Origin of the sequence: Candidatus Accumulibacter phosphatis, from assembly GCF_000024165.1 — a bacterium.
Lineage (GTDB): Bacteria > Pseudomonadota > Gammaproteobacteria > Burkholderiales > Rhodocyclaceae > Accumulibacter > Accumulibacter phosphatis.
This window is the reverse complement of record NC_013194.1, coordinates 4855108-4870314: the sequence shown is the minus strand read 5'-3', so window position 1 is coordinate 4870314 and position 15207 is coordinate 4855108. Positions and strand designations below refer to the sequence as shown.

General features: G+C 62.4%; 16 protein-coding genes and 1 pseudogene. 13 read left to right on the top strand and 4 right to left on the bottom strand.

What is annotated here, in order from left to right; genetic code table 11:
• Together CAP2UW1_RS21240 and CAP2UW1_RS21235 are read left to right on the top strand one after the other, a co-directional pair.
• The gene (locus tag CAP2UW1_RS21240) at positions 1–795 is read left to right on the top strand and encodes an ExeA family protein (RefSeq protein WP_012806122.1); all 795 of its coding nucleotides are present in this window, start codon (positions 1–3) and stop codon (positions 793–795) included.
• The gene (locus tag CAP2UW1_RS21235; protein ID WP_012806121.1) at positions 792–989 is read left to right on the top strand and encodes a hypothetical protein; all 198 of its coding nucleotides are present in this window, start codon (positions 792–794) and stop codon (positions 987–989) included. Before CAP2UW1_RS21240 ends, CAP2UW1_RS21235 begins: the two co-directional genes overlap by 4 nt.
• Before the next feature lie 91 nt (positions 990–1080).
• Here CAP2UW1_RS21235 and CAP2UW1_RS21230 read toward each other — a convergent pair.
• From CAP2UW1_RS21230 to CAP2UW1_RS21215, 4 genes and pseudogenes are all read right to left on the bottom strand, one after another.
• Positions 1081–1908 (bottom strand): annotated as a pseudogene (locus CAP2UW1_RS21230) (DUF444 family protein); the annotation flags it as partial.
• 35 nt (positions 1909–1943) lie between these two features.
• Positions 1944–3866 (bottom strand): PrkA family serine protein kinase, encoded by a 1923-nt coding sequence (locus tag CAP2UW1_RS21225; protein WP_015768674.1) that lies wholly within the window; start codon positions 3864–3866, stop codon positions 1944–1946.
• A gap of 689 nt (positions 3867–4555) precedes the next feature.
• Positions 4556–4765, bottom strand: a complete 210-nt coding sequence (locus CAP2UW1_RS21220) for a hypothetical protein (RefSeq protein ID WP_015768673.1) — start codon at positions 4763–4765, stop codon at positions 4556–4558.
• Positions 4766–5204: 439 nt separating this feature from the next.
• The gene (locus CAP2UW1_RS21215) at positions 5205–5750 is read right to left on the bottom strand and encodes a transcriptional repressor (RefSeq protein ID WP_015768672.1); all 546 of its coding nucleotides are present in this window, start codon (positions 5748–5750) and stop codon (positions 5205–5207) included.
• 41 nt (positions 5751–5791) lie between these two features.
• Between CAP2UW1_RS21215 and hisI the strand changes: the two genes are divergently transcribed.
• From hisI to CAP2UW1_RS21165, 11 genes are all read left to right on the top strand, one after another.
• Positions 5792–6220 carry a phosphoribosyl-AMP cyclohydrolase gene (gene hisI / locus CAP2UW1_RS21210; protein WP_015768671.1) on the top strand — a complete coding sequence of 143 codons (429 nt, stop codon included), beginning with the start codon at positions 5792–5794 and terminating at the stop codon, positions 6218–6220.
• Complete coding sequence (zigA, locus tag CAP2UW1_RS21205; protein ID WP_015768670.1) at positions 6217–7449, top strand: zinc metallochaperone GTPase ZigA; 1233 nt, start codon at positions 6217–6219, stop codon at positions 7447–7449. The genes hisI and zigA overlap by 4 nt, the downstream gene beginning before the upstream one ends.
• Positions 7450–7515: 66 nt before the next feature.
• The gene (gene dksA / locus CAP2UW1_RS21200; RefSeq protein WP_081444311.1) at positions 7516–7872 is read left to right on the top strand and encodes an RNA polymerase-binding protein DksA; all 357 of its coding nucleotides are present in this window, start codon (positions 7516–7518) and stop codon (positions 7870–7872) included.
• Positions 7865–8017, top strand: coding sequence for a hypothetical protein (locus CAP2UW1_RS25810; RefSeq protein WP_199931524.1), 153 nt, complete (start codon positions 7865–7867; stop codon positions 8015–8017). The genes dksA and CAP2UW1_RS25810 overlap by 8 nt, the downstream gene beginning before the upstream one ends.
• A 20-nt stretch (positions 8018–8037) precedes the next feature.
• On the top strand, positions 8038–9144 hold the full coding sequence (locus CAP2UW1_RS21195) for a CobW family GTP-binding protein (RefSeq protein WP_015768667.1): 1107 nt from the start codon (positions 8038–8040) through the stop codon (positions 9142–9144).
• Positions 9141–10538 (top strand): cysteine--tRNA ligase, encoded by a 1398-nt coding sequence (gene cysS, locus CAP2UW1_RS21190; protein ID WP_015768666.1) that lies wholly within the window; start codon positions 9141–9143, stop codon positions 10536–10538. Before CAP2UW1_RS21195 ends, cysS begins: the two co-directional genes overlap by 4 nt.
• Positions 10535–10786 carry a membrane protein insertion efficiency factor YidD gene (gene yidD / locus CAP2UW1_RS21185; protein ID WP_015768665.1) on the top strand — a complete coding sequence of 84 codons (252 nt, stop codon included), beginning with the start codon at positions 10535–10537 and terminating at the stop codon, positions 10784–10786. The genes cysS and yidD overlap by 4 nt, the downstream gene beginning before the upstream one ends.
• A 24-nt stretch (positions 10787–10810) precedes the next feature.
• Complete coding sequence (gene thrS, locus CAP2UW1_RS21180; RefSeq protein ID WP_015768664.1) at positions 10811–12736, top strand: threonine--tRNA ligase; 1926 nt, start codon at positions 10811–10813, stop codon at positions 12734–12736.
• Positions 12730–13311 (top strand): 6-pyruvoyl trahydropterin synthase family protein, encoded by a 582-nt coding sequence (locus CAP2UW1_RS21175; protein WP_015768663.1) that lies wholly within the window; start codon positions 12730–12732, stop codon positions 13309–13311. Before thrS ends, CAP2UW1_RS21175 begins: the two co-directional genes overlap by 7 nt.
• Before the next feature lie 3 nt (positions 13312–13314).
• Positions 13315–13875: a gamma carbonic anhydrase family protein gene (locus CAP2UW1_RS21170; RefSeq protein ID WP_015768662.1), complete on the top strand. Its 561-nt coding sequence runs from the start codon at positions 13315–13317 to the stop codon at positions 13873–13875.
• A gap of 2 nt (positions 13876–13877) precedes the next feature.
• On the top strand, positions 13878–15206 hold the full coding sequence (locus CAP2UW1_RS21165) for a dihydroorotase (RefSeq protein WP_015768661.1): 1329 nt from the start codon (positions 13878–13880) through the stop codon (positions 15204–15206).
• Position 15207 lies beyond the last annotated feature (1 nt).

The window sequence follows — 15207 nt, the reverse complement described above, 5'->3', positions numbered from 1 at the left end:
ATGTATCTGCAACACTTTGGTCTGCGCCATCCGCCTCTGGGCAAGGACGCCGCCGAGCTGTGGGATGACGGTGCGCTGGCGCAACTCGCCGAGCGCTTCCAGTGGCTTCTGCAATCGCCGGGCCTCGGCCTGCTGACCGGCGAGGCCGGCGTGGGCAAGACGGCCGCCTTGCGCCTCGTGACCGCCAAGCTCAATCCGCATCGCTACCAAGTCATCTACCATGCCGAGACCGATTTCGGACGGGCAGACCTTTACCGGTGCCTGGCCCAATCCCTCGGCCTTCAGCCGAGTTATCGTCGCGCCCAACTGTGGCGCGACATCAAGGCGCATATCCATCATCTGGCCGACGCCAAGCAACTTCTGCCGGTCTGGATCCTCGACGAGGCGCAGAATCTGCCACCCGAATTCTTCCGCGATTTCCCCGCTTTTCTCAACTTCGCCTTCGATTCGCGCGATCTCATCACTGTCTGGCTGGTCGGTCACCCGATCCTCGCCCAAACCCTCGAACGGGCGTCTTACGCCGCACTCGCCGGCCGCATCCAGGCACGCGTGCATCTGCGACCGGTGCTCGAACGCGAGCGCTTTGCGCAACTCGTCGGCCATGCCCTCAAGAGCGCCGGGTGTGCGCATACCCTGCTCACCGATTCCGGCCTGGAACTCCTGCGCCAAGCCAGCAAGGGCCTGCCGCGCCACGCCGGGCGCATCCTGCGCACCGCCATGCGTCTGGCGGTGCCGCGCGCACTCAATCATTTGCCCGACGATCTGCTGCAAGCGGCTATCGAGGAGTTGCGATGAAACGCCGCCCTCACTCCCTCTTCCCCGACGGCCTCTCCGACGAAAGTGCGGCGGCGATCAGCGAGTTCCTTCACCAACTCGCCGCTGCTTGTGAGGCCCGCTACCTCGTCCAGCTTCGCCGCCACCGCAGCCGTCAGATGAACCTCTACGATCCCGAAGCCCCTTGGAGAATACCTCCAGGCGAGCCCTTCTAGCCCTCTCGTCCCACGCTGACGCCGGAACCTCTTCTTCCGGCGTCAGCGTGGGACTTTGCCATCATCTCAACCTCGAATGGCTCGGGTTGAAGAGTTCCAGATATCGCGGGACGTAACACTTGCGCGCCTCGTCCATCGAACCGGAGACATCCATCAGGCAGAACATGACCGCCCTGGCGATCGGTACTGGCGTACGGACGCGACTGCGATAGCGCAGGTCGATCGGGTCGAGGTAGGGAATGTGCAGGAGGCGTGCGCGCAGCGCGTCGATGTCGCGCGCGAGCACCGCCATGTCACGCCGCCGCGACGGGGTGTCGGCCTGCTCGCGCAAGGCCTCGAGAAGGTCTTCGAGATGGGCCAACTGGCGCCGCGACTCGCTGCCCAGAGCGATGCGCCGGCCGATGGCGCCGCGCATCGAACGGACGATGTGCAGGTTGTTCGGCGTCCCGTCGCTGGAAAAACCGGCGCGGTGCGTCGTGTACTCAGGAGTCTCGGCGAGCGTGGTGCGGGTCAGTCGGGGTAGCGCCAGGTCGTCGAAGAAGACCTGCATGAACTCTTCCTTCGTCAGGTGGAAGACGAAATCGTCTTCGCCCTCGCCGGAGTCGCCGGCCTGCCCCGGGCCGCCACCACCAGACGCGCCGCCCTGAGGACGTACGATGCGGTCTCCGCGCACGAAGTCCTTGTTACCCGGGTGCACCATTTCGCGCCGCCCGCCCTGGCCGTGGCCGAACACCGGCTCGCTGATGTCGCGGCGAGGTATCCGGATGTCCTCGCCCTGGGCGATCTCGCGGATCCCACGCCCGGCGACCGCGCGCTTCACGGCCTCGCGGATCTGCTCCTTGTGGCGGCGCAGGAAGCGCTCGCGGTTGCCGATCGACTTGTTCTTGCCGGCCAGCCTGCGATCGATGATCTGTTGCACTGGTGGATATCCTCTGGATCGTCAGCGACGCCGGGTCACGAATTCTTGCGAACCCGCAGATACCATTCGCACAGGAGGCGCACCTGCTTGGATGTGTAGCCCTTGTTGACCATGCGATTGACAAAATCTTCGTGCTTCTTGACGTCGTCGGCGCTGGCCTTGGCGTTGAAGCTGATCACCGGAAGCAGTTCTTCTGTGTTGGAGAACATCTTCTTCTCGATCACCGTGCGCAGTTTTTCATAACTGGTCCACAGCGGGTTCTTGCCCTGGTTGTTGGCGCGTGCGCGCAGCACGAAATTGACGATCTCGTTGCGGAAATCCTTCGGGTTGGCGATACCCGCCGGCTTTTCGATCTTTTCGAGTTCGGCGTTCAGCGAGGCGCGGTCAAAGACCTCGCCGGTGTCGGTGTCGCGATACTCCTGGTCCTGGATCCAGTAGTCGGCATAGGTGACGTAACGGTCGAAGATGTTCTGGCCGTACTCGCTGTAGCTCTCCAGATAGGCGGTCTGGATTTCCTTGCCGATGAACTCGGCGTAACGTACCGAGAGATGTTCCTTGATGAACGCCAGGTACTTCGCCTCGGTTTCGGCCGGGAACTGCTCGCGCTCGATCTGCTGTTCGAGCACGTACATCAGGTGCACCGGGTTGGCGGCGACCTCGGTCGAGTCGAAGTTGAACACCTTGCTGAGGATCTTGAAAGCGAAGCGCGTCGAGATGCCGCTCATGCCTTCATCGACGCCGGCGTAGTCGCGGTACTCCTGATAGCTCTTGGCGCGCGGGTCGGTGTCCTTGAGGTTTTCGCCGTCGTATACCAGCATCTTCGAATACAGGCTGGAGTTTTCCGGCTCCTTCAGGCGCGTGAGCGTTGCGAACTGCGCCATGATCCGCAGGGTGCCCGGAGCGCAGACCGCTTCGGCCAGCGAGGAGCCGCGCAGCAGCTTCTCGTAGATCTTCACCTCTTCGGAGACGCGCAGGCAATAGGGCACCTTGACGATGTAGATGCGGTCCAGGAAGGCCTCGTTGTTCTTGTTGTTGCGGAAGGCTTTCCACTCGCTTTCGTTGGAGTGTGCGAGCACGACGCCGTCGAACGGGATCGCGCCGAAACCTTCCGTCCCCTTGAAGTTGCCTTCCTGCGTCGCGGTCAGCAGTGGGTGCAGCACCTTGATCGGCGCCTTGAACATTTCGACGAATTCGAGCAGGCCCTGGTTAGCCAGGCACAGCCCACCGGAGAAGCTGTAGGCATCAGGATCGTCCTGGGCATAGGTTTCGAGCTTGCGGATGTCAACTTTGCCGACCAGACTCGAGATGTCCTGGTTGTTTTCGTCGCCCGGTTCGGTCTTGGCGATGCCGATCTGCTTGAGCACGCTGGGATAGCGCTTGACCACCCTGAACCGGCGGATGTCGCCGCCGAACTCTTCCAGCCGTTTTACCGCCCACGGCGACAGGACGCGGTTGAGGTAGCGGCCGGGGATGCCGTATTCCTTCTCGAGTATGGCGCCGTCTTCGCCTGGATCGAACAGGCCGAGCGGCGATTCGTTCACCGGCGAACCCTTGATCGAATAGAAGGGCACCTCCTGCATCAGCGACTTCAGCCGCTCGGCGATCGAGCTCTTGCCGCCGCCGACCGGGCCGAGCAGGTAGAGGATCTGCTTCTTCTCTTCCAGCCCCTGCGCCGCGTGGCGGAAATAGCTGACCACCTGCTCGATCGCGTCTTCGAGGCCGTAGAACTCGGCGAAGGCGGGATAGATCTTGATCACCTTGTTGGCGAACAGGCGTGACAGGCGCGGGTCGTTGCGGGTGTCTACCGTCTGCGGCTCACCGATTGCGCGCAGCATGCGTTCGGCGGCGGTGGCATAGCTCAGCGGATCCCGTTTGCACGCTGCCAGGTAGTCCTCCAGGGAGAGTTCCTCTTCGCGGGTGCGGTCAAAGCGGGCGGCAAAATGACTGACGATGTCCATACTGTTCTCCAAGAATCCTTGACTTCTCAATCCTGACAAGCGGCGGACGATCCTGCGCCGCCACTATTCCGAAACTGCCACGCCAGCACAGCGTGTCTCTCTCGGATCAAAGCAAATAGCGAGCCACAATTGCCCTTTTGGCTCCAGAACCCACTGCTCAACCGTGCGGTTTTTCCTGACAGCTGGCTCGGCCCATCGGTCATTGCGCTACCTGAGTCGCGTCACTTCGAATAGTGAAACGACTTTCACTCCAACGGGCGATCTGGCCGGCGCGCGTCGCTTGCCGATTCAGTGTTCTGTTTACATGCATTTTTTCGTTGTTTCACAGTAACCCGGCGGCTGGACGCCAAGATGCTGAAGCGGAACTGCCGGTTGCGTCAGGCAGGCTGGAAGTATCCCAGGTCAACCGGGTTTCCCCGGCTTCGCGCACCATAACGGGGCATATCAGGACGGTGCGTGCCGCATTCCGGAGCCTTGGGTCCATCGACGGAAAACGAGCACCGAACGGCGATCGAACTGCACGCACAACTGCTGCTCTGGCAATAGCACTCGATCGGCAAACCGGCAGACGTTCGACCGACACGCCCTAGCCTGGTGAAAAAAGCGGATTGCCGCTGGCGGGAGGAGCTGAGGGCCTTCGATCGACGGGGCAGCCCCATGTTCTGCGAAGCCCGACCAATTTGACTTGGTCAAATCGCGTTCGATGGGCGGATCCCATGGCTTGGCGCCGCCGTCGATGCCTGTCGATGACGCATGATCTCCACCAAGTCGCGACAGGAGAGAAGTTCGGCCGTCTCGCGATGGGCCATGCGCTCCTTGTCCAGGAACATGGTCGCGATCATGACCGGGGCCATGTGATGGTGCCACGCCCGCCAGCGGCCGACCTGATACTCGGCCATCAACTCGCCCTTCTCGGCAAATGCAGCTCACGAAATCACGAAAAGGTGAAAGGGAATCTGACAAAGTAGAATCAAGGACCCAGTCGCTCTCAATTCCACTCCGTACGCGGGATGTTCGCCCGTTTCGGCTTTCTCGGAGAGGCAGACGCAACAACCGGCAGCAACCTCAATCCGCGTGTTTGGCCCCTGGACCTCGAGAACGGGCTGTTGATCCTAGATCCGCAGGCAGGCTGCTGGAGCAGCACCAGGCCGAGCTGGGAACCATCCTGGCGCACACGCGCCGGCTTGAGCATTCCAGCGCACAGGATGCCACCGACACCTACCCGCGGTCCCGGTCCAGCGCCTACTCAAACGTCTCACCCGTACCCGCGCCGCCTGCTTGGTGAGTCAGGTACTGTGATGCGCGTCGTCGCCTTCCCTGGGTTCGCGAACTGGTCAGTCAGCCCAAGGCGCCGCCTTCGCCGTCGGCGCACTGAGCGCTAGCTGCGCCGACACATTTCGGGCAAAGCGCGCTGATTTCCACTTCAGGACTCTCCAGGCGATGCCCGGCCTCGGCAAGACTGGTCGACAGCGCACTCATCACCGACTGCTCCTGTAGTTCCGTGACCCCACTGCATTTTGGGCAGACCAGAAACAGACTGGGGATTTGATGCGACGCCTGTCTGCAAGCAACGAAGAGGTTCATGCGCTCGATCTTGTGCACCAGGCACTGTTCGATCAAGAAATCCAGAGCGCGATAGACCGTCGGCGGTGAAGCGCCGGGCCGAGCTTCCTTGATCCGGGCGAGTAGATCATAGGCCTTGACGCCGGTGGGGCTGCGGTAAAGGAGTTCCAGCACCTCACGGCGGATCGCAGTCAGGCTGGCGCCGCGTGCCCGGCATGCGGCTTCGGCCCGGTCAAGGGCTTCCGTAGTGCCAGTAGTGAATTGCGGACATTGATCGTCAGGAAGCGATGGGTTCATCAGGTTGGTCTTGGTAGTAAACATGCAATGTTATAACATTGCATTTCTGATATCCAGAAGACGCTATGTTAACCCGACTTGAAGGCGCACCCATCGGCGCAAGCTTACCTCTTTCCGAAGTGCTGGACGAATTGGCATTCGATCAGCAAGGGCTGGTCGCGGCCATCGCACAGCAATTTGACACTCGGGAGATGCTGATGCTGGCGTGGATGAATCGTGCCGCGATTGAAGAGACCCTGGCCACCGGCCTTGCCTGCTACTGGTCACGTTCACGCCGGTGCATGTGGCGCAAAGGGGAAACATCGGGCTGCCGGCAACGCGTGATTGAAACGCGCTTCGATTGCGATGGCGACGCCATTCTGCTGCTTGTCGACCAGCTCGGTGGCGCCTGCCATACCGGGCGGAGCAGCTGTTTCTACAACGCGGTCAGGAACGGGCGCGTTGAAGTGATATCCGCACCCGTTCGATTACTCGCCAATCAAGAGCAGGAATGACATTCCAACGCCCAACAAGAGACTCCCGCCTCCCGGTCACTGTCCTGTCCGGCTTTCTCGGTGCCGGCAAGACAACGCTGCTCAACCATGTGCTGAATAACCGCCAGGGTCAGCGCGTCGCCGTCATCGTCAATGACATGTCCGAGGTCAATATCGACGCCCGACTGGTCGCCGAAGGTGGCGCCAGGTTGTCTCGGGCCGAGGAGAAGATGGTCGAGATGAGCAACGGCTGCATTTGCTGCACGTTACGCGAGGATCTGCTGATCGAAATTGCCCGACTGGCCAAGGAGGAGCGTTTCGATTACCTGCTCATCGAATCGACCGGCATCTCCGAGCCGCTGCCGGTGGCCGAAACCTTCACCTTTCGCGACGAGGACGGCACCAGTCTTTCGGACATCTCGCGGCTGGATACCATGGTCACCGTGGTGGATGGCTTCAACTTCCTGAACGACTACAGCTCGCAGGACTACATCGCCGACCGGGGTGAGAGCCTGGGTGAAGGTGATGAGCGTACGGTGGTCAATCTGCTGGTCGAGCAGGTTGAATTCTGTGACGTGATCGTACTCAACAAGATCGACCTCCTGCCAGCGGAGGACCTTGCCCGCCTCGAAGCCATTCTGCGGACACTGAATCCGCGAGCCGACATAGTCCAAGCCTGTTTCGGCCAGATGCCGCTCGAACGCATTCTCAACACCGGCCGATTCGATTTCGAACGGGCGGCACAAGCCCCTGGCTGGCTGCAGGAACTACGCGGCGAGCACATCCCGGAAACCGCGGAGTACGGGATTTCCAGTTTCGTTTATCGCGCCCGCCGGCCGTTCCATCCGGCGCGCTTCCATGAGTGGATCAACCAGGAATGGCCGGGCGTCATTCGTTCGAAAGGTTATTTCTGGCTGGCTACGCGCCCCGGTCTGGTCGGCAGCTGGTCGCAAGCCGGCCCGGTGACCCGGCACGAGGTAGGTGGTCTGTGGTGGGTTGCCGTTCCCGAGACGGACTGGCCGCAGGATGAGGAAGGCCGCCGGATCATCCTGGATCGCTGGCTTGAGCCCTATGGCGATGCCCAGCAGGAATTGGTCATGATCGGTATCGAGATGGATGAATCGGCGCTACGCCACGCTTTCGACGCCTGTTTGCTGAGCGACACCGAGCTGGTGGCTGGCCCCGAAGCCTGGGTTCGGTATGAAGACCCGTTTCCGCAATGGTCGGTCGATGAAGTGGAGGAGGACTGAGTCGTGAGCAAGACGATCGAACTGCTCAGTGATGCCGAATTGCTGGCGGCACCGGAATCCGAGTACATGTCTGAAGCTCAGTTGGCGAGCTTCAGACAGCGCCTTCTGGCCGAGGAGAGTGCCTTGCGTAGCGCAGCCAATGCGACAACCCAGCACCTGCAGGAAACCGAAGCCGCCCCGGACCCGACCGACCGGGCCAGCGCCGAGGAAGAACACACGCTGGAACTGCGGGTGCGTGACCGCGAAAGAAGGCTGCTCAAGAAGATCGCCCAGGCACTGCACCGCATTGAGGACCGCAGCTATGGTTGGTGCGAGGAAAGCGGCGAGCCGATCGGCATAGCCCGCCTGCTCGCCCGGCCAACGGCCAGCCTGTGTCTGGAGGCGCAGGAGCGCCATGAGGCCAAAAAGCGCCAGTATGGCTGATCCTCGGCAGATCGAACGACGGCGCCTGCTGGCGGCTTACAGCCGAACACCCATGGGCTACAACTTCGCCGCCTTTTCCCAGGAAATGGACGGCAGTGTCGATTTCTCCACGATCCGCAGCCAGATTCGGGCACGCGGCAAATAGTCACAGTGAACGAGCAAGCCATGAGTGAAACAGACACCGACCGCCGTATCCCAGTCACCCTGCTCACCGGTTTTCTCGGCGCCGGCAAGACAACGCTGCTCAATCACCTGCTCGGTCAGCCGGAAATGACCAAAGCGGCGGTGCTGATCAACGAGTTCGGCAGTGTTGCCGTCGACCACCATCTGGTCACCAAGATCGATGAAGACCTGATCCTGCTCGACTCTGGCTGCATCTGCTGCACGGTACGCGGTGATCTGACGCGCAGCCTGACCGAGTTATTCATGAAGAGCCTGCAGCGCAGGATCGTGCCGGTCAACCGCGTGGTGATCGAGACCACCGGCCTGGCCGACCCGGCGCCGGTGATCTCCACGCTGATGGAGGATTTCTTCATTGCCGAGCGCTTCCGTATTGATGGTGTGGTGACCGTGGTTGATGCGACGCATGCGGCCGGGCAACTGGCGCAGCACCCCGAGGCAGTCAAGCAGGTGGCAATGGCCGACCGCTTGCTGCTCAGCAAGTGCGATCTGGCCGATGGCCCCGCCATCGAGGCGATCAGCCAGACCTTGCGCCGGATCAACCCGGCCGCGCCGCAGATTTTCGTGCGCCGCGGCGAAGTCGCGCTGGCTTCGCTTACCGGCTGCGGCCTCTATGATCCGGGCAGCAAGACGCCCGATGTCGCCGGCTGGCTGGCCGAGGAAAAAGTCCGCGAGGAACGACTCAAGGCGCATGGCCATCATCACCATCATCACGATGTGGACCGCCACGATGCCGAGGTTTACAGCTTCGCGCTGACTTTCGACCAGCCCCTGCTATGGGTCTGTTTCGTCGACGCGGTGAGCCTGCTGCTGCAGGGCATGGGCGATCGCATCCTGCGCATCAAGGGCCTGCTCAATGTGATCGGCGACGACAAGCCGCGCGTCGTCCAGTGCGTCCAGCACACCAACTACCCCTACGCCAGGCTCGACGACTGGCCGACCGAAGCGCCCTATAACGACCGGAAGAGCCGCCTCGTCTTCATCGTACGCGGTCTCGACCAGTTGTTGATCGAAAAGGCCTTCGCCATGTTCTGCGGCGTGCTCGACGGCGAGCGCCGCGAAGCGCTGGTTGCCGAAGGGCGGATGAAATGAGCATCCGTCTGCACAACACGCTCACTCGGCAGAAAGATGTATTCATGCCGGCCGACCCTCAGCGCGTCACGATGTACGTCTGCGGCCCCACCGTCTACAACTACGTGCACATTGGCAACGCGCGCCCGGTAGTCGTTTTCGACGTGCTCTACCGCCTACTGTCGCGGCATTACCCGCAGGTGATTTACGCCCGCAACATCACCGACGTGGACGACAAGATCAATGCCGCCGCAGCCGCCAACGGCGAGCCCATCCGCATCCTGGCCGAGCGTTACGCCACGGCCTATCGCGAAGACATGACGCAGTTGAATGCCTTGCCACCGACCATCGAACCCTGGGCGACCGGCCACATTCCGCAGATGATTGCGCTGATCGAGCGCCTGATCGAGCGTAGCCATGCCTATGTCGCGGAGGGCCACGTCCTGTTTCATGTGCCGTCGCTGCCCGACTACGGCAAGCTCTCGGGTCGTCAGCGCGACGACATGATTGCCGGGGCGCGGGTCGAAGTCGCACCCTACAAGCGCGACCCGGCCGATTTCGTGCTCTGGAAGCCATCGACCGCAGCACAACCCGGCTGGCACAGCCCCTGGGGTTTTGGACGCCCCGGCTGGCACATGGAATGCACGGCGATGATCCACACCCACCTCGGCCCGTCGATCGACATCCACGGCGGCGGCCAGGACCTCATCTTTCCCCACCATGAAAACGAAATTGCCCAGGGTGAAGGGGCCAATGGCGGGCAGTATTGCCGTTACTGGCTGCACAACGGCTATGTCACGGTCGACGGCGAAAAAATGTCGAAATCCCTTGGCAATTTCCGCACCGTACGCGACCTGCTGCAGTACTACCCCGGTGAGGTCATCCGTTACGCGCTGCTCGCCGGCCACTACCGCAAGCCACTTGACTTCTCGCTGAGTGCGCTCGATCAGGCGCGGGCGGCCCTCGACCGCTTGTACGGCAGCTTGCAGCCTTTTGCCGCGCCAGATCCAGCGCCCGAAGGCGTGCGCGCCGAAGCAGTCGAAGCCGCGCTGGCCGACGACCTGAACACGCCCCTGGCCCTCGGCTGCTTGCATGAAGCCGCCACGGCACTGCGCAAATGTACGGATCCGGCAGAACAATCTCGCCTCCTTGCCACGCTACGCGATGCTGCCGACTTGCTCGGCCTGTTGCAACAGAATCCGGCCACTTGGCGCCAGCAGGCGAGGGCGCAGGACAACTGCCCAGCGACCGAAACCATCGAACAACTGATCGCCGCTCGCCGCGTAGCCCGTGCTCGCCGTGATTTTGCCCGTGCCGATGAGCTGCGCCAGGAATTGCTGACCCTGGGCATCGGCATCGAGGACAGCGCGACGGGTACGAGCTGGCATCGCCTGCACGCACAGGCCGCGGCATGAAACGCCTGCTGACCCGTGCCATCCTGCTGATGATTCGCGGCTATCAGTGGTTCATCAGCCCGCTGCTCGGCCCGCGTTGCCGCTTTTACCCATCCTGTTCCCATTACGCCCAGGAAGCCCTGCAAATGCACGGCTTGCGTCGCGGCGGCTGGCTGGCCCTGCGGCGCATTGGTCGCTGCCATCCCTGGCACCCTGGCGGTGTCGACCCCGTGCCGCCAGCGCATGCCAGCGACACGCATCACCCCTGATCACGCTGCAAGAGAAACCCATCCATGCCCATCATCACGCTTCCCGACGGTAGCCAACGGAATTACCCGCATCCGCTCAGCGTCGCCCAGTTGGCCACCGATATCGGTCCTGGTCTGGCCAGGGCGGCGCTGGCCGGCCGTGTCGCTGGCCGGCTGGTCGACACCGCTTTCATTCTCGACCGGGATGCCTCGCTCAGCCTGATCACTGCACGCGATCCGGAAGGCCTGGAAATACTGCGCCATTCTTGCGCGCATTTGCTGGCCATGGCCGTCAAGCAGCTTTACCCGAGCGCCCAGGTCACCATCGGCCCGGTTATCGAAGACGGCTTTTTCTACGACTTCGCCTTCGAGCGCCCCTTTACGCCCGACGACCTGGTAGAGATCGAAGCCCGCATGCAGGAACTCGCCGCCGCTGACCTGCCGCTCGGCCGGCGCGAACTGCCGCGTGACCAGGCAGTCGCGTATTTCGAGCAATTGGGCGAGTCCTACAAGGCGGAACTGATCCGCGCCATTCCCGAGGGCGAAACCCTGTCGCTCTACGCCCAGGGCGACTTTGCAGACCTTTGTCGCGGCCCGCACGTACCGAGCACGGGCAGGCTTCAAGCCTTCAAGCTGACCAAGGTGGCAGGCGCCTATTGGCGGGGCGATGCCAGGAACGCCATGCTGCAGCGCATCTACGGCACCTGCTGGCCGGATGCCAAGGCCCTCAAGGCCTACCTGACCCGCCTCGAAGAAGCCGGTAAGCGCGACCACCGCAAGCTCGGCGCCCAGCTCGACCTGTTCCATTTCGACGACTGCGCACCCGGGTCCGTGTTCTGGCACCCCAAGGGCTGGGCGCTGTTCCAGCAACTGATCGGCTACATGCGCACACGCCAGGAGCGCGCCGATTACGTCGAGGTCAATACGCCCGACGTGATGGATCGCGGCCTGTGGGAAACCTCCGGCCACTGGTTCAACTACCGCGAGGCGATGTTCACGACGACAACCGAGGACGAGCGCGTCTTCGCCCTCAAACCGATGAACTGCCCCGGCGCCGTCTCCTTGTTTGCCCAAAGGCTGAAAAGCTACCGCGACCTCCCCTTGCGCATGGCCGAATTCGGCAAGGTCCATCGCTACGAGCCCTCGGGCTCCCTCCACGGCCTGCTGCGCGTACGCCATTTCACCCAGGACGACGCCCATATCTTCTGCACCGCTGCCCAGATGCAGGACGAATGTGCCAGCACCATCGCACTGGTCTTCGCCATCTATCGTGATTTCGGCTTCGACGATGTCGCCGTCAAGCTGTCGACCCGACCGGCCAACCGCATCGGCAGCGACGAAACCTGGGACCAGCTTGAAGGTGCGCTCTCCGGGGCGCTCGACCGGATGGGTATCGAATGCCGGATCAACCCCGGCGAAGGCGCCTTCTACGGGCCCAAGCTTGAATTCGTACTGCGCGACGCGATCGGCCGCGACTGGCAATGCGGCACGCTGCAGGTCGATCTCAACCTGCCGGAGCGCTTCGATATCAGTTACATCAACGAACGGGGCGAACGCGAACGGCCCGTGATGCTGCACCGGGCGCTGTTCGGTTCGCTTGAGCGCTTTACCGGCATCCTGATCGAGCACTACAGCGGCCTCTTTCCGCTCTGGCTGGCGCCGCAGCAGGCCGTGGTACTCAACATCAGCGAAGGTCAGAGCGATTACGCGAAAAGCGTTTTGCAGGCGCTGAAGCGGGTCGGCGTCCGCGCTACGGTCGATCTGCGCAACGAGAAAATCGGCTACAAGATTCGCGAGTACTCGCTGCAGAAAGTGCCGTACCTGTTGGTCGTCGGTGACATGGAAAAAGCGGAAGGCCGGGTCGCGCTGCGCGCACGCGCAGGCGAGGATCTCGGCAGCCTGCCGCTGGCCGACGTCATTGCCCGCCTGCGCGAAGAAGCGCGGCCCCCCGGCGGCAATGACGCATGCTGATCCGCAAACTGTTCAAGTTCGAGAACGCCCACATCGTGCGCGGTTGCAGCACGCGGCGCTGCTCGCACTCGATGCACGGCCATTCCTACAAGGTCGAGCTGCTGCTCGAAGCGCTTGCGCTCGATCATGGGCAGATGGTTTATGACTTCGGCCTGTTGAAGGACGGCCCGCGCGCGCTGATCGACGCCTTTGACCATGCCGTCGCTCTGTGGTCGGGCGACGATCCTGATTACATCGCCGCCTGCCAGCGGTTTTCCGAGCGCTGGATTCTGATTCCCGTTTCGCCCAGCGCCGAGCAGCTCTCGCGGCTGTTTTTCGTAATGATCGACCGTCTGCTGGATCTGACCGAAATGCGTAACGGCGAGGCCGACGTGCGCCTGCATTCGGTCATCGTCCACGAGACCGAAACCGGCTACGCCCAGTGCTTCCGCGAAGATGCCTGCAGCCCGCGCCTGGGCCTGATCGATCTGGAAGACGTTGAATTTTCTGAAGCCATCCGCAACGACTGGCCCAACCACGACCTGTTCGACAAGCTCAAACGCGGCGAACGAACGTTTCATCCCAACGGAGTGTAGACAATGATCCGCAAGAATCCCCGTGGCGACCTGCCGCAAATCGATGCATCCGCCTACGTCGACCAGACCGCCATCATCTGCGGCAAGGTCATCATCGAGGAAAACGTCTTCGTCGGCCCCTACGCGGTGATCCGTGCCGACGAGGTCAATGCCGACGGCGATCTCGAACCGATCCGCATCCGCGCCCATTCCAATATCCAGGACGGCGTCGTCATCCACTCCAAGTCCGGCGCCCTGGTCGATATCGGCGAACACACCTCGATTGCCCACCGTTCCATCGTGCATGGCCCAACCGTCATCGGCAATAACGTCTTCATCGGCTTCAATAGCGTCGTTTTCAATTGCCGTATCGGCGATGGCTGCGTCGTTCGACACAACGCCGTGGTCGATGGCAAGGACCTGCCGCCGGGCTTCTATGTTTCATCCACCCTGCGTATCGGCCCGGAGACCGACCTCGCCAGCGTTCCCCGCGTCAGCGCCGAGGCCACGGAGTTTTCCGAGGATGTGGTTCGAACCAATCACGAACTGGTCCAGGGCTACAAACGCCTGCAGAACGAGTTCTGAGCATGAGCAGGCTGCTCATCCGCAACGCCAGGCTGGTCAACGAAGGTGAAATCCGCGCGGCCGACCTCCTCGTTCGCGATGGGCGGATTGCCAGGATCGCCCCGGCAATCGACGCCTGCGCCGATGACGAAATCGATGCCGCCGGGCAGTGGCTATTGCCCGGCATGCTCGACGATCAGGTGCATTTCCGCGAGCCGGGGTTGACACACAAAGGCTGTATCGCCACAGAGTCGGCGGCGGCCGTCGCTGGCGGAATCACCAGCTTCATGGAGATGCCGAATACCATGCCGCCGACCCTGTCGATGGCGGCACTGGCGGAAAAGAAGGCGATCGCCGCCTGCGATTCGCGGGCCAATTACGCCTTTCACTTTGGTGTCGCGAACGACAACCTCGATGCCGTGGCCGCCCTTGACCCCCGTGAAGTCGCCGGTATCAAGGTCTTCATGGGCGCATCGACCGGCAACATGCTGGTCGATGATCCAGCGGTGCTGGAGCGCCTGTTCTCCTGTGCTCCGACGATTCTGCTCACGCATTGCGAGGACACCCCGTCGATTGCGGTCAACGAGGAAAAATGGCGAAAAGCGTATGCCGATGCCGTGCCGTTTTCGGCGCACCCGCTGATCCGCGATGCCGAGGCCTGCTACAGATCTTCGTCGCTCGCCGTGTCGCTGGGCAAGAAGCACGGCACTCGCCTGCATGTGCTGCACATCTCCACCGCCCGCGAACTCGAACTCTTCGAAGACAAGCCGCTGGCCGACAAGCACATCACCGCCGAGGTCTGCGTCCATCACCTCTTGTTCGACGACAGCGACTACACGCGACTCGGCAGTCACCTCAAATGCAACCCGGCCGTCAAGACCGTCGCCGACCGCAACGCCCTGCGCGCCGCGCTCAACAGCAACCGGCTGGACGTTATCGGCACCGATCACGCGCCGCATACGGCGGAAGAGAAAGCCGGCAACTATTTCCAGGCCCCGTCTGGCCTACCGCTTGTCCAGCACGCGTTGCCCGGCTTGATGGGGCTGGTGCACGACGGCCTCATCGACCTGCCGACGCTGGTCGCCAAGACAAGCCACCGCGTTGCCGACTTGTTCGGCATCGTCGACCGCGGCTACCTGCGCGAAGGCCATTGGGCCGATCTGGTGTTGATCGGCGACCGCGACATGGATCTCCCGGACGACCCCGTTCTCGCCCGCTGCGGCTGGTCGCCCTTTGTCGGCCGACGTTTCCGCAGCCGGGTGGCGACGACGGTCGTTTCCGGCCAGATTGCCTGGCATGACGGGAAATTGCGCCCCAACTGCCGCGGCCGGGCGCTTTCCTTTCTGCGCTGAT

Bases quoted from the DNA above. Each gene is read 5' to 3' on its own strand.
- CAP2UW1_RS21225 (WP_015768674.1), bottom strand. From the start codon at position 3,866: ATGGACATCGTCAGTCATTTTGCCGCCCGCTTTGACCGCACCCGCGAA.
- CAP2UW1_RS21240 (WP_012806122.1), top strand. From the start codon at position 1: ATGTATCTGCAACACTTTGGTCTGCGCCATCCGCCTCTGGGCAAGGAC.
- zigA (WP_015768670.1), top strand. From the start codon at position 6,217: ATGACATTCCAACGCCCAACAAGAGACTCCCGCCTCCCGGTCACTGTC.
- CAP2UW1_RS25810 (WP_199931524.1), top strand. From the start codon at position 7,865: ATGGCTGATCCTCGGCAGATCGAACGACGGCGCCTGCTGGCGGCTTAC.
- CAP2UW1_RS21220 (WP_015768673.1), bottom strand. From the start codon at position 4,765: ATGGCCGAGTATCAGGTCGGCCGCTGGCGGGCGTGGCACCATCACATG.
- CAP2UW1_RS21195 (WP_015768667.1), top strand. From the start codon at position 8,038: ATGAGTGAAACAGACACCGACCGCCGTATCCCAGTCACCCTGCTCACC.
- CAP2UW1_RS21165 (WP_015768661.1), top strand. From the start codon at position 13,878: ATGAGCAGGCTGCTCATCCGCAACGCCAGGCTGGTCAACGAAGGTGAA.
- dksA (WP_081444311.1), top strand. From the start codon at position 7,516: ATGTCTGAAGCTCAGTTGGCGAGCTTCAGACAGCGCCTTCTGGCCGAG.
- yidD (WP_015768665.1), top strand. From the start codon at position 10,535: ATGAAACGCCTGCTGACCCGTGCCATCCTGCTGATGATTCGCGGCTAT.
- CAP2UW1_RS21170 (WP_015768662.1), top strand. From the start codon at position 13,315: ATGATCCGCAAGAATCCCCGTGGCGACCTGCCGCAAATCGATGCATCC.
- CAP2UW1_RS21215 (WP_015768672.1), bottom strand. From the start codon at position 5,750: ATGTTTACTACCAAGACCAACCTGATGAACCCATCGCTTCCTGACGAT.
- CAP2UW1_RS21175 (WP_015768663.1), top strand. From the start codon at position 12,730: ATGCTGATCCGCAAACTGTTCAAGTTCGAGAACGCCCACATCGTGCGC.
- hisI (WP_015768671.1), top strand. From the start codon at position 5,792: ATGTTAACCCGACTTGAAGGCGCACCCATCGGCGCAAGCTTACCTCTT.
- CAP2UW1_RS21235 (WP_012806121.1), top strand. From the start codon at position 792: ATGAAACGCCGCCCTCACTCCCTCTTCCCCGACGGCCTCTCCGACGAA.
- thrS (WP_015768664.1), top strand. From the start codon at position 10,811: ATGCCCATCATCACGCTTCCCGACGGTAGCCAACGGAATTACCCGCAT.
- cysS (WP_015768666.1), top strand. From the start codon at position 9,141: ATGAGCATCCGTCTGCACAACACGCTCACTCGGCAGAAAGATGTATTC.